Source organism: Nocardia sp. NPDC059154, from assembly GCF_042755705.1.
In the GTDB taxonomy this organism is placed as follows: domain Bacteria; phylum Actinomycetota; class Actinomycetes; order Mycobacteriales; family Mycobacteriaceae; genus Nocardia.
Genome location: NZ_JBHZCS010000064.1, coordinates 18,598 through 31,166, shown reverse-complemented (window position 1 = coordinate 31,166; position 12,569 = coordinate 18,598). Strand labels below are relative to the sequence as shown.

The window sequence follows — 12,569 nt, the reverse complement described above, 5'->3', positions numbered from 1 at the left end:
CCGGCCTGTGCGCTCACCGCAGCTCTCCGAATCGCGCCTGCACGGCCTGGCCGTGTGCGGGCAGGTCCTCGGCATTGGCCAGTGCGACCACGTGCCCGGAGACATCCTTCAGCGCCGCCTCGGAGTACTCGACGACGTGGATGCCGCGCAGGAAGGTCTGCACGCTCAAACCCGAAGAGTGCCGGGCGCATCCGGCGGTGGGCAGCACATGGTTGGAGCCGGCGCAGTAGTCGCCGAGGGAGACCGGCGACCACGCGCCGACGAAAACCGCTCCGGCGGAACGGACCCGGGCCGCGACCGCGGACGCGTCGGCGGTCTGGATCTCGAGGTGCTCGGCGGCGTAGGCGTTGACCACGCGCAGGCCCTGGGCGATGTCGTCGACCAGCACGGTGCCGGACTGCTTGCCCGACAGTGCCTCCGCGACGCGGTCGTGGTGCTTGACCACGATCATCTGCGCGGTCAGCGCCGCGTCCACGGCATCGGCGAGCTCGACGCTGTCGGTCACCAGCACGCTGGCGGCCAGTACGTCGTGCTCGGCCTGCGAGATGAGGTCGGCGGCCACGTGCACCGGATCGGCGGTGGCGTCGGCGAGGATGGCGATCTCGGTGGGCCCGGCCTCGGCGTCGATGCCGACCAGGCCGCGGCACAGCCGCTTGGCGGCGGTCACATAGATATTGCCCGGGCCGGTGATCAGGTCGACCGGTTCCAGCTGTGCGCCGTCGGTGTCGGTGCCGCCGTAGGACAGCAGCGCCACGGCCTGCGCACCGCCGACCGCCCACACCTCCTCGACGCCCAGCAGCTTGGCCGCGGCCAGGATGGTCGGGTGCGGCAGGCCGCCGAACTGGGCCTGCGGCGGCGAGGCGACCACCAGCGAGTCCACGCCCGCGGCCTGCGCGGGAACCACGTTCATGACCACCGAGGACGGGTAGACGGCATTGCCGCCCGGCACGTACAGGCCGACCCGCTCGACCGGCACCCACCGCTCGGTCACGGTGCCGCCGGGCACCACCTGGGTGGTCTTGTCGGTGCGGCGCTGATCGTCGTGCACCTTGCGGGTGCGCTCGATGGCGACCTCGAGGGCCGCGCGCACGGCCGGGTCCAGCTCGGCCAGGGCCTTGTCCAGCTCGGCGGCGGGTACGCGCACCGCGGCGGGCCGCACGCCGTCGAACCGCTCGCTGAATTCCAGCGCGGCCTCGACGCCCCGATCCCGGATGGCCTCCACGACCGGTCGCACATGATGCAGCACCGAGTCCACGTCGACGCCCCCACGCGGCAGAGCCGCGCGCAGTTCGGCAGCAGTGGGAGTACGTCCGCGCAGATCCACGCGGGCGAGCTCGATGCGGCTAGTCATAGCGCTGTGCAGTCCTTGTCTGTGCTGATGTCGAGGGGTTCGCGACGCGGCCGAAACCGCTTGCGACCAGCTACCAGACTATCGGGTCACCGCCAGCGCTTTACGTCGCGGCCGAGCTCGCGCGGGTGTTCCCGGCCCGCGACCCGGGAACACCCGCCGGACCGGCGGTTATGAGGCGCGGGCCGCGGCACCGCTCAGACCGTGCTGCGGGCGGCCTCGGGACCGAAGCGAGCGGCCACCAGATGCTGCTGGGCGAAGGTCCACGCGTTCTGGGTGACGAAGTAGAGCAGGATGGCGATGGGCATCACCGGGCCGACCAGCAGGGCTCCGGCGGGGAAGACCCACTGCGAGAGCGTGTTCATGATCCGGACCTGCGAGCCCGCCGCGCCTTCGGCGGGTTGCGGCTGACGGGCGACGGCGGCGCGGGCGGTGAAATGGGTCGCGATCGCCGCGATGATCATGAGCGGAATCGCCACGGCGGCAACGGTTCCGAAGGACGAGCCGGCGGTGGACAGGGTGGCCTCCAGCGGTGCGCCGAACAGTTTGGCGTCCAGGAAGGACTGCACCTGCGTGGCATTGAACACGTAATTCTGGGTGTGACCTGGCTGGAAGGACCGCAGCACGTGGTAGAGGCCGATGAAGACCACCGTCTGGCCGATGATCGGCAGGAAACCGGTCAGCACGTTGACGCCGGACTCGCGCTGTAGCTCCTGCATGGCCCGCGCCTGCTTCTCCCGGTCGCCCGCGTGCTTGCGCTTGATCTCCTGCAGCTTCGGCTGCATCTCGGCCAGCGCGCGGGAGAACTTCAACTGCGCGATGAACGGCCGGATCAGCAGGGCCCGCAGGGTCATGACGAGGAAGACGATGGCCAGCACCCAGGCCAGGCCACTGGTCGCGCCGAGCAGCGACGCGAAGGCGGTGTGCCACAGCCACAGCACGGCGGACACGGGGTAGTAGATGAAATCGAGCACGGAGTACCTCGCTGCGCAGCGCCCGCACACGGGTGCGGGCGAAAGGAATTCGGGACGGCGGAGAACCCGACAGCGCACACGACCGGGACAGGTCGTGCGGGCGCGGTCAGGCCGCGAGGACTCCGGGTGCGCGCGGGCGCGGGCGGCCCGGGGCGTCGGGATTGCTCTGCCGCAGGAACGCGCCGCGGCGCCGCCGTCCGGCGGATTCCGCCGGACCGATGTGCGCGGTGGCCGCGAGCAGCGGACCGCGCGCCGACAGCACCGCCGCGGTCACCGCGACCAGCGCGGCCGCACCGAGGACGAGCAGCGAATCGGGGGTGGCGGCGGCCAGATACAGCACCGCCCACGCGGAGACCACGAGCGCGCACAGCAGCAGCGCCGTCGATCGAATCCGCGTACCCATGCGCCCGACCCTACCTGCGTTCCCCATCCTCGGCACCCCATGTGCCGGACACGACATGCCCCGCCCCGGGCCCGCACCGTATCCGGCTCGGGCGCACCCTGATCCGGGCCCCACGCGCGACCGCGCCCCTACCGGGGACACCGGCGGGGGCGCGAGGATCGAGGGCTCGACCGCTATTCGGCGACGAGGCGGCGGATGATCATGGGCTCGGCCACGATGCCCTCCAGGACTCCGGCCACGTGCTGGAAGTGCTCGGTTGCGAAGTGCTTCTCCAGGGCATCGGCGTCCTGCCATTCCTCCACCACGACCATGTGGGCCGGGTCGTTCGGGTTGGTGAAGGGCTGATAGGACAGGCAGCCGGGTTCGGCCAGGGAGGGTTCGATCATGGCTTCCAGGGCGGTGCGGAGGCGGTCCTCCTGGCCGGCGGCAGCGAGCAGTTCGGCGACGACGTGCAGGGTCATGGTGGTGTGCTCCTTCGGGAATCGGTACTCGGTATTCGGATCTTGGTGACGTTCAGCGCTGGATCGGGCCCTCACCGGCGCCGGTGGTGCGCAGCGCGGTCGCGATGGCGTCCAGGTCGGCGGGGGTCAATTCCAGTGCGGCGCCGCCGATCCAGCCGTCGACCTGCTCGGGCCGGCGGGCGCCGGCGATGGCGCCGGTGACGCCGGGCCAGGTCAGGGTCCAGGCGATGGCGACGGCGGAGACGGTGGTGTCGTGGGCCGCCGCGATCGGACGCAGCGCGTCCACCAGCGCGAGGTTGCGGTCGAGTTCGGTGGTGAACTCCGGGAAGCCCTTGCGCCAGTCGTCATCCGGCAGGCTCGCGACGCGTTCGGCCGAAAAGGCGCCGGTGAGCAGGCCGGAGTGCTGCGGCTGGTAGACGATGCCGCCGGTGTGATGCGCCGCGGCCCAGGCCAATTCGTCCGCCGCGCTGCGCTTGATCAGCGAGAACTGCGGCTGGATGGCGTCCACGTGGGCGATGGACTCGGCGATCTCCAGTTGCGGCACATCGTGATTGGACAGGCCGATGGCGCGCACCTTACCCGCCCGCACGAGGTCGGCCATGGTCTGCCAGTACTCCGCGAGCGGGGTCGCGGCCGCGGGGTCGACGCCGTCGGGGTCCGAGAAGTCCAGGGAGGCACCGGTATCGGGCCAGTGCACCTGGTACAGGTCGATGCGCTCGACGTTCAGCCGGCGCAGCGAGTCCTCGACCTCGCGGCGCACGCTGGCGGCGGCCATGATCCGCTTGGGCGCGGCGGCGCGGTCGTTCTCGTCCCAGACCAGTCCGGCCTTGGTGAAGACGAACGGCCGATCGGCCTCGGGCAGTCCGCTGATCGCCTTGCCGACCACCTCCTCGGAGTGGCCGAGTCCGTAGACGGCGGCGGTGTCGATCCAGTTGACGCCGGCCTCGACGGCCCGGCGGATGGTGGCGATGGAATCGGCGTCGTCCTGTGCGCCCCAGGTGTAGCGCCAGCCCGAACCGCCGACGGCCCACGCGCCGAATCCGATCCGGCTGATGTGCATGTCGGTGGTGCCGAGCTGACGGGTGGGAAGGAAGGTCATGGTGTGTGCTCCTCGTGTGGCTTTCGCCGTCCGTTGCGGCGCTGAGCACTACTTTCGCCGGATGCGAGCGAGGCAAACAGTGCTGCGTCTGCCTGGGCACCGCATGACCAGGATGCGGTGCCGGATGGAATTCGCGGCGCTCGTGGTTACCGAAGGCATGACCTTGGACCGTCGCGCCGAACTCGGTGAATTCCTGCGCTCCCGCCGCGCCCGGCTCAGCCCCGCGGAGGTGGGCCTGATGGATCACGGTGCGCGCCGCCGTGTTCCGGGCCTGCGCCGCGAGGAGCTGGCGCTGCTGGCCGGGGTCAGCGTGGATCACTATGTGCGCCTGGAACAGGGACGCAGCCTGCAGTTCTCGGAGTCGGTGCTGGATGCGGTGGCACGGGCACTGCGGCTGAATCAGGTTGAGCGCGACCATCTTTACCGCCTGGCCCGCCCGTGGTCCGGTGAGGAGCCGCCCGCCGTGCAGGAGGTGCGCCCGGGTCTGCGCCGGCTGCTGGACGCCGCCCACGACGTCCCGGCCTACATCGTCGGCCGCGGTGTCCGCGTCCTGGCGTGGAATCGCCTGGCGGCGGCCCTGATCACGGATTTCGGCGCGCTCCCGCCCGCGCAGCGCGACTTCCTGCACCTGGTCTTCCTGGACGAGGGTGCGAAGGATCTGTACGAGGACTGGGACGACAAGGCCGCCGACACCGTGGCCTACCTGCGCCTGGATGCCGCCCGCCATCCCGGTGACCCGCGCATCACCGCCCTCATCGACGAAATGAACACCCGGAGCCCGGAATTCGCGGAGCTGTGGAAGCGGCACGAGCTCAAGGACAAGACCCACGGGCGCCATATCTACCGCCACCCGATCGTGGGCCGCCTGGACCTCGGCTTCGAAACCCTCCGTCTCCCCGACGATCCCGATCAGGCGCTGGTCGCCCACCACGTCGAACCCGGCTCCCCCAGCGCCGACGGACTACGGCTGCTGGCCTCTCTCGCCGCCGATCCGGCGAAGCTCTGCTGAGCAGACCCACCCCCGTAACGCACTGCGCCGCACCGGAAAACCGGTGCGGCGCAGTGTGCTGCCGGGATTACTTGGTGTCGCTGTCGATCTGCAGGCTGCCGCCGCCGGCGTCGATCACCCGCATGCTCACCGATTTGGTCGGGCCGTTCTTGGTCTGCAGCGAGTCCAGCACGATATCGACCGAACCATCGGGGTCGACCGTGCCGCCGCCATTGGCGCCCCGGATGCTCGAGTACTTCTGGACCGGGTTCCCGGTCCAATACGTCTGGAATGCCTGCTGACTGCCGTAGACCTGCTGAGCGGCGGGGGTCAGCAGCTTCCAGGCATCCGAGTACCGGGTGTAGGTCACGTCGTCCCAGAACGACTGCACCGCGTCGACGGCGGCGTCGAAGCTGACCGTCCCGGCGCTCTTGGTCTGACCGAGGCCCGAGGGCACGCCCTTGGTGGCGCTGGCCGTGACCGACGCCTTCACCGAGCTGCTGTTCGTGCCCGCGCCGGAGGTGCTGTTCGAACCGGAGTTGCCGAACAGGCCGTACGCGATGCCGCCGGCCACCACGACCACCGCGGCCATCAGGATCAGCACCAGCTTCTTCTTGGAGCCGGAATCCGAATCCGGTTCGGGCGCCGGATGATTGCGGGTCGGCGGGCCGGCGTTCATGGGCGGGCGCGGCGGCGGGGTCTCCAGCAGCTGTGCCTGGCTCATGGCGCCGGTCGGGATGTCGGCCGACTGGCGGCGCTCCATCTGCCGGGTGGTCTGCCGCGGCGCGGAGCGCTGAGCGGCGCCGGCCGACGGGGTGGCCGGGCCCGAGCGCCGGGCGGCCAGCACCCGGGTGGCCTCGGCATCCGGGCCGACCTCGGCGAATTCGGCCATGATGTCGCGCACGTCGAGCATGCTCGGCCGGTCCTCCGGCTCGAAGCTGAGCAGGCTGAGCAGCAGATCGCTGAGCGGTCCGGCATTGCGTGGTTCGCTGATCTGGCCGTTGGCGGCCGCGTACAGCAGCGCCAGCGGATTCGGGTTGGTGCCGTAGGGCGGTTCGCCTTCCAGTGCGTGGAAGAGCGTGGCGCCCAAGGCGAATACGTCCGCGGCCGGCGTCGGTTCCGCTCCGCGCGCGACCTCGGGGGCGAGGTAGGCGGCGGTGCCGGAGATGAGTCCGGTGGCGGTCAGCGTGACATCACCCTTGGACTTGGCGATGCCGAAGTCGGTGATCTTCACGGCGCCGTTGTCGCCGAGCAGGATGTTGCCGGGCTTGACGTCGCGATGGACGATCCCGGCGCGATGCGCGGCGATGAGCGCGGATGCCACCTGTTCGCCGATGCGGGCGACCTGCGGCAGCGGCAGCGTGCCCTGCGCGGACAGCACCACCGCCAGACTCTGCGACGGCAGATACTCCATGACCAGGCACGGGTCACCCTCGTGCTCGGTGATGTCGAATACGACGATGGCGTTCGGGTGCTGGAACCGGGCCGCGTTGCGCGCCTCGCGTGCGGCGCGCTGCCGAACGATGTCCTTGTCCGCATCCGACAGGCTCGGCTGGGTGAGGATCTGTTTGACCGCCACGGAACGTTCGAGCCGCTGATCCACGGCTCGCCAGACGACACCTGTGCCGCCGCTACCAATCCGTTCGACCAGGCGGTAATGCCCTGCGATCACTTGGCCGGTTTCGATGGCACTACTCCGAAGTTCTTCGAGATGACTGTGACAATGCGGTTGCCCGCGCGTTTCCCCGCACGAGTGTAGCGGGCGACGCGCGGATCTCCGACGTCAGCGTGAGATATGAGCGAGATCTCGGTGAGATCTACGCCGCAATCGAGTGACCGCCGCGTAACCGGTTATGCGAACCCGCTGGTCGAAGCACATCTATGACGGGACATAGACCGATTGGTTTGGTGCGTGTTTGCTCCCACACACCGACGGCGTTCAGCTACCTTTCACCCCCGAAGCCGGGGCGGAGACCGCCGCGGGCCACTCGGCGCGCGTCAATTGCGCCGCGTCCGCCTCGTCGAGCTCGATGTCGAAGACCTCGGCGAGCACTTTCGGCAACTCGGCGGCCTCCAGCTCGCGCACCTCCTCCGAGCCGTCCGGGTAGCTGGTGGTCCAGGTGGTGCCGTCCAGCTGGTGATGCACCTCGGCGTGGAAGCGCTGTACGAACGGCCGCGTGGTGAACGGCGAACGCGCCGAGGTGGACACGTAGTGGTTCCCGACCGCGAAATCGACACGGTATTGCGGGGTGGTGACGAAGGTGTGGCGGTCCACCCAGCCGTCCCGGCCGAACTGGTACAGCGTCCACAGCTCGCCGCCGGCGGCATCGGCGGTCCGCTCCAGCCGGAAACGCCATGCGCCCGCGCTGAATTCACCACGATCGGGGGCCAGCTCGACCGGTTCGAGCGGCCCCCACCCGAAGCCGACATCACACAGCCAGCGGCGATCGTCGTCCACGGCCTTGACCCGCAGCAGCGCGTGGGTGGCCGGGCGCAGGTTGGTCGCGCCGCGCGTGACGCGGCCCGACATGGCGGTGAACTCGAAGCCGAGCCGCTCCAGCGCGGCGGCGAACAGGCCGACGTTCTCGTAGCAGTACCCGCCGCGCCGCCCCCGGATCAGCTTGTCCTGCAGCGCTTCCGGATCCAGTGGAATGCCGCGGCCGAGAATGATCTCCAGGTTCTCGAACGGAATGGTGGTGGTGTGGGCGCGCACCAGTTCGCGCAGGGTGGCCAGGGTGGGCGTGGGGTCGCCGGTGAATCCGATCCGGGCCAGGTAGGCGTCCAGGTCGAGGTCCGCACCCTGCCAGGTGTACGAGGGGTCCGCCGGTGTGGTCATCGCTGCCTTCCTGTTGCGCCGGATTCGCAAAGATGAACGGTCTTCGGCGGGAAAGTGTTCCGGCGGCAGCGGGTGCCGGGTCAGCGCATGGAGTCGGCCAGGGTGGGCAGGCCCTCGCGGTAGGTAGGGTACATCGGCTTCCAGCCCAGGTCGGCGCGCGCCTTGGCGTTCGAGACGCGGATGGAGAAGTCCAGCATCTGGGCGGCCGCCAGCGGTGAGGCCATGCGCACCAGGCGGGCCGGAAGCCGGCGCGGCGCCCCCGCGCCGACGGTCTCGGCCATGGCGTCGAACATGGTGTCCCAGGTGATCGGCTCGTCGTCGACGATGTTGTACGCCTGGCCGGCGACGCCGCGTTCGAGGGCCGCGACGGTCGCGGCGGCGGCGTCGGCGAGGTGGACGAAGCCGACGTATCCGGTCCCCGTGCTCGGCAGCGGGAACATGCGCAGCCGCAGCGCCCGCACGAAGCTCTCCGACGCGCCGGGACCGTAGAACAGGCCGTAGCGCAGGGCGATTCCGTCGATGCCGGGTGCGCGCCAGGCGCTCGATTCGGCCTCGTGCAGCGCGCCGATGATGCCGTCGGTGACGTCGCCCTGGATGCGGCCGAACGGGTCCTGCTCGGTCACCAGCCGCGAGCCGTGGTCGCGCAGGCCGTATCCGACGATCAGCGACTGGGTGAGATAGCGCCGCGCACCGGTGCGCTGGGCCAGCTCCACCAGATGCTTGCTGCCGATCTCGCGTAACGCGTTGGTGCGCAACAGACCCGGCGCATGATAGTGGGTCGGCGGCGAGTACCGGTAGGAGGTGAGCTGGTGGATGACCGCGTCGGCGGTCAGTCGTTCGGTCGCTCGCATCAGGTCCGAGCGGTCCATGACATTGGCGACCAGCGGGGTGGCCCCGAGCGAGCGCGCGACCTCGGCGCCGCGACCCCCGCGGGTGAGCGCGTACACCTGATGCCCGGCCTGCCGCAGCGCCGTGACCAGTGGCCGCCCGATCGCTCCCGTCGCCCCAGCCACCACGACTTTCATTGCGCCTCATCCCGTCTCACCGCGCCGACATCGACTGCGAGCCTACTGTCCGGGGACGGGATCGGGTGGATCGCGGTCAGCACCGAACGGCCGCGCTCAGGCCGCGCATTTGGCGTTCGGAGGCGCGGGCGGGGCGGTGTTCACGCCGGACGCGACATCGATGAGGTAGTCGTGGTCGCCGCCCAGCGGCTCACTGCCGAGCAGCAATCGCTGGACCACACAACCGGATTCGAAGAACACCGGATTGATGCCGTGGTCGCCGGGCACCACGCGGCCCTCCAGATCACGGCCGCTGACCACGGTGTACATGGAGACCGGGTGGCCGGAGAGGGTCAGTGAGGCGCGCATTTCGAGCGACTGGGTGTAGGGCACCAGCGGGTCGGCGGTGCCGTGCAGCAGGACCGCACGCTTGACGTCGATGCGGTTGGTCATGAGCGCCGGCGACCGGTCGAGGTAGGACTGCAGGCAGATGACCGGGGTGCAGCCGCCCGCGTCGCGTTCGATCTCGGCCCGCAATTGTGGTCCGGCCAGGCCGGATTCGAGCCAGGCGGTGACGTCGTCGGCGTGGCCGAAGGTGTCGACCCAGTAGTCGTAGGTGCCGGGCGGGGCATAGGCGGCGGCCAGCCCGCTGGTCACACCGCCCTGACTCCAGCCCCACAGCACCGTGGGACCGATGCCGGGGTGCTCGGCGCGGTACCACTGGGTGGCCGCGACGGTGTCGCGCCAGCCCGCCCAGACGTTCCACTCCCCGGTCCGCCAGGTACCGGTGTCGGAGCGCTGATCCATGGTGACCAGGGCCGCGCCGGTCTGCCGGACGATCGAGGCCAGGTAGTCGGGGAAGTCGCTCGCACTGCCCGCGTGGCCGTGCACCGCCACGATGAGTCCGCGGGCGCCGCCGTCGGGTTCGTAGACCCGGCCGGTGGCGGTCTCACCGTCCACCATCAGGGCCACCGGCCGCATCGACACGTCACCGGGTGGCGCGCTCGAAACCATCGGGGCCACAACCACCGTCGCCGCGAGCATGCCCGCGACCGCACCGAACACCCGCATCCCTCGCCACCGGACACCCACGCCCGGCATCGTCGCATGTCCGCGGGGCCCGGCCGGGTACCCACGCCGGGCGACTTCCCGGGCGGCGGGATGCCCGCGGATTCGGATGGCGGAGGCTAGGATTCGACCATGCGTTCGATGGATACCGCGGAGCGGCGGGCTCGGCTGGGGGTGCGGCACCGGTTGGCCGCCGGGGTGCGCGGCGACGCGGTCGAGCAGATCGTGCGGTCGATGGTGGTGCTGCACGCGACCGATCCGGCCACCGTGTATCTGTCCGTCGCGGCGCGCGGGGTGGGCATCGAACCCGGGCACGTGGAGCAGGCGCTCTACGACGATCGGACGCTGCTGCGCATGCTGGCCATGCGGCGCACCATGTTCGTCGCGCCGGTCGACCTGGTGCCGGTGCTGCAGGCGTCGGTGGCGGATGCCTTGGCGCACAAGCAGCGCAAGACCTACGGGCGGTACATCGAACAGTCCGGGGCGGTGCCGGGGAATGTCACCGCGTGGCTGAACGAGGTCGAGGCGGAGACGCATGCGGCGCTGCTGGCGCGGGGCAGCGCGACCGGGGCGCAGTTGAGCAAGGAGGTGCCGCGGCTGCGGACCCAGGTCGACACCGCGCCGGGCAAGCCGTATTCCAAGCCGACCAATATCACCACCTGGGTGCTGGTGACGCTGGGCTGCGAGGGCCGGATCGTGCGCGGGCGGCCCAATGGGAGCTGGGCCAGCAGTCAGTACACGTGGGCGCCCATCGAATCCTGGCTGCCGGAGGGGATTCCGGCACTGCCGGTGGACGAGGCGCGGGCGGAGCTGGTCCGGAAGTGGTTGCGCGCCTTCGGTCCCGCACCGGTGAGCGATCTCAAGTGGTGGACCGGGTGGACGCTGGGCGAGGTCCGCAAGGCGCTCGCGCCGGTGGATACCGCCGAGGTCGACCTGGGTGGTGAGACCGGCCTGGTTCTCGCCGACGATCTGGAATCGACTCCCGCCCCGGAACCCTGGGCCGCGCTGCTGCCCGCCCTCGACCCCACGCCGATGGGCTGGCAGTCCCGGGACTGGTACCTCGGCCCGCACCAGCCCGCGCTCTTCGACCGCAATGGCAATGTCGGCCCGACGGTCTGGTGGGACGGCCGCATCATCGGCGGCTGGGCGCAGCGCCCGGACGGCGAGATCGTCTGGCGGCTGCTGGAGGACGCGGGCTCCGACGCCGAGCGCGCCATCGCCGCGGAAGCCGAACGCATCGGGGCATGGTACGGCGATGTCCGCCCGATTCCCCGATTCCGAACGCCGCTCGAACGCGAGCTCACCGCCTGAGCCGCGCGCCGACACTCCGTCGAATACCGCCGCGCCGGTCCGCGATCCGTGCCGCAGATCGGTTGCGAGTTTGCGATCGAATGTCGATCTCATTGCATGGCAGGGTATTCGACGGTTGCGGCCCGGCCCGGATACTACTGTGAGGTTGCTGCCCACGAGTATTCGTAGAAATTCTGCGGGCCTACCGCGCGGCAGGCTGCTACTGTCGGCATTGTTGTTCGCACGATCCGGGCCGGGACACGGGGAGGTCCAGGGGTTCGGCGAGTTTTCGGAGTGTGTCATGGCGTTGACGAATCGGCTGGTCTCCCCGGCTGCACCGCACATCGATTCGGCGGGCGCGCCGCACGGTAGCTCCGCCGAGGGCCGGCCCGCACCCGCGCCGCCGCGAAACGACCTGTGGGGCGACGCCTTCCGGGATGCGGCGCTGGGTATGTGCGCGGTGCTGTCGGCGACCGACGGGCGCATCGATCCCGCGGCGCGCATGCGGGTCGCGCAAATGGTCGGCGCGCACGAGGTCCTGCGCCTGCGTTCCCCCGAGGACCTGCGAAATCTGTTCGAGGACAATTGCGCTCGGCTCATCATGGATCCCGCCTTCGGGCACGCGTATGTGATGGCGCAGATTTCCAAGGCCACCGACTATCCCGAGCAGGCGGCCGCGGTGGTGCGGATCGGGCTGGTCGTCGGGCAAGCCCACGGCGAACTCGGCGCACACGCGCTCACGGTGATTCGCGAGGCTTGTCAGGTTTTGCGTCTGGACCCGCACGAATTCGGTCTGTAAAGCCCTCTGGCTTTTGCTGGACATTGCCCGGAGCCGTCCCGCATTCTTGGAGCGTTTGCTGCCTAGCGAGGGGATTCACTCTGCATGGCGATCCAAGGGTTCCTCAATATTCTGCTCGACACCGTCCACCCCAATCGGGGCTGGCGGTACTGCGGCTGGTGCGAAGGCACCGGGGCCGCAGGCTATTCCGAAAGCGGGTCGGCGATCCTGTGCACCGGCTGCGGCGGCATCGGCTGGCTCGTCGATCCGCCCATTTACCGGCGCTGACCAGACGATTCACCCCCGGCGGAGTGGCACAC

Annotated in this window: 13 protein-coding genes; 4 read left to right on the top strand and 9 right to left on the bottom strand. The window is 70.1% G+C overall.

Going from position 1 to position 12,569, the window contains the following annotated elements:
• Positions 1-13: 13 nt before the first annotated feature.
• From hisD to ACFXN1_RS39015, 5 genes are all read right to left on the bottom strand, one after another.
• Positions 14-1,351 carry a histidinol dehydrogenase gene (gene hisD, locus ACFXN1_RS39035; RefSeq protein WP_379441712.1) on the bottom strand — a complete coding sequence of 446 codons (1,338 nt, stop codon included), beginning with the start codon at positions 1,349-1,351 and terminating at the stop codon, positions 14-16.
• 194 nt (positions 1,352-1,545) lie between these two features.
• The gene (yidC, locus tag ACFXN1_RS39030) at positions 1,546-2,322 is read right to left on the bottom strand and encodes a membrane protein insertase YidC (RefSeq protein ID WP_379441711.1); all 777 of its coding nucleotides are present in this window, start codon (positions 2,320-2,322) and stop codon (positions 1,546-1,548) included.
• Positions 2,323-2,428: 106 nt separating this feature from the next.
• A complete protein-coding gene (locus ACFXN1_RS39025; protein WP_379389838.1) occupies positions 2,429-2,725 on the bottom strand; it encodes a DUF6412 domain-containing protein in 297 nt (98 codons plus the stop codon).
• A gap of 173 nt (positions 2,726-2,898) precedes the next feature.
• Positions 2,899-3,186 carry a putative quinol monooxygenase gene (locus ACFXN1_RS39020; RefSeq protein ID WP_379402125.1) on the bottom strand — a complete coding sequence of 96 codons (288 nt, stop codon included), beginning with the start codon at positions 3,184-3,186 and terminating at the stop codon, positions 2,899-2,901.
• A gap of 52 nt (positions 3,187-3,238) precedes the next feature.
• Positions 3,239-4,285: an aldo/keto reductase gene (locus tag ACFXN1_RS39015; RefSeq protein WP_379441709.1), complete on the bottom strand. Its 1,047-nt coding sequence runs from the start codon at positions 4,283-4,285 to the stop codon at positions 3,239-3,241.
• A 124-nt stretch (positions 4,286-4,409) separates the two neighbouring features.
• On the opposite strand from ACFXN1_RS39015, the gene ACFXN1_RS39010 reads away from it, so the two are divergent.
• A complete protein-coding gene (locus ACFXN1_RS39010) occupies positions 4,410-5,294 on the top strand; it encodes a helix-turn-helix transcriptional regulator (RefSeq protein WP_379441708.1) in 885 nt (294 codons plus the stop codon).
• A gap of 67 nt (positions 5,295-5,361) precedes the next feature.
• Here the strand turns inward: ACFXN1_RS39010 and ACFXN1_RS39005 are convergent, their stop codons facing one another.
• The 4 genes from ACFXN1_RS39005 to ACFXN1_RS38990 form a co-directional block, all read right to left on the bottom strand.
• The gene (locus ACFXN1_RS39005; protein WP_379441706.1) at positions 5,362-6,945 is read right to left on the bottom strand and encodes a protein kinase; all 1,584 of its coding nucleotides are present in this window, start codon (positions 6,943-6,945) and stop codon (positions 5,362-5,364) included.
• 267 nt (positions 6,946-7,212) lie between these two features.
• Positions 7,213-8,109, bottom strand: a complete 897-nt coding sequence (locus tag ACFXN1_RS39000; RefSeq protein ID WP_379441705.1) for an arylamine N-acetyltransferase — start codon at positions 8,107-8,109, stop codon at positions 7,213-7,215.
• A gap of 80 nt (positions 8,110-8,189) precedes the next feature.
• Positions 8,190-9,134 carry an NAD-dependent epimerase/dehydratase family protein gene (locus tag ACFXN1_RS38995; RefSeq protein WP_379463845.1) on the bottom strand — a complete coding sequence of 315 codons (945 nt, stop codon included), beginning with the start codon at positions 9,132-9,134 and terminating at the stop codon, positions 8,190-8,192.
• Positions 9,135-9,230: 96 nt separating this feature from the next.
• Positions 9,231-10,205, bottom strand: coding sequence for an alpha/beta hydrolase family protein (locus ACFXN1_RS38990; RefSeq protein ID WP_379441702.1), 975 nt, complete (start codon positions 10,203-10,205; stop codon positions 9,231-9,233).
• A gap of 108 nt (positions 10,206-10,313) precedes the next feature.
• Here ACFXN1_RS38990 and ACFXN1_RS38985 point away from each other — a divergent pair, with 108 nt between their 5' ends.
• The 3 genes from ACFXN1_RS38985 to ACFXN1_RS38975 all read left to right on the top strand — a co-directional run bounded on the left by ACFXN1_RS38985 (position 10,314) and on the right by ACFXN1_RS38975 (position 12,537).
• Entirely contained in the window at positions 10,314-11,492 is a 1,179-nt protein-coding gene (locus ACFXN1_RS38985; RefSeq protein WP_379441701.1) for a winged helix DNA-binding domain-containing protein, read from the top strand.
• A gap of 280 nt (positions 11,493-11,772) precedes the next feature.
• Positions 11,773-12,270, top strand: a complete 498-nt coding sequence (locus tag ACFXN1_RS38980; protein ID WP_379441700.1) for a tellurite resistance TerB family protein — start codon at positions 11,773-11,775, stop codon at positions 12,268-12,270.
• An 84-nt stretch (positions 12,271-12,354) separates the two neighbouring features.
• Positions 12,355-12,537, top strand: a complete 183-nt coding sequence (locus tag ACFXN1_RS38975; RefSeq protein ID WP_379441698.1) for a hypothetical protein — start codon at positions 12,355-12,357, stop codon at positions 12,535-12,537.
• Positions 12,538-12,569: the final 32 nt, after the last annotated feature.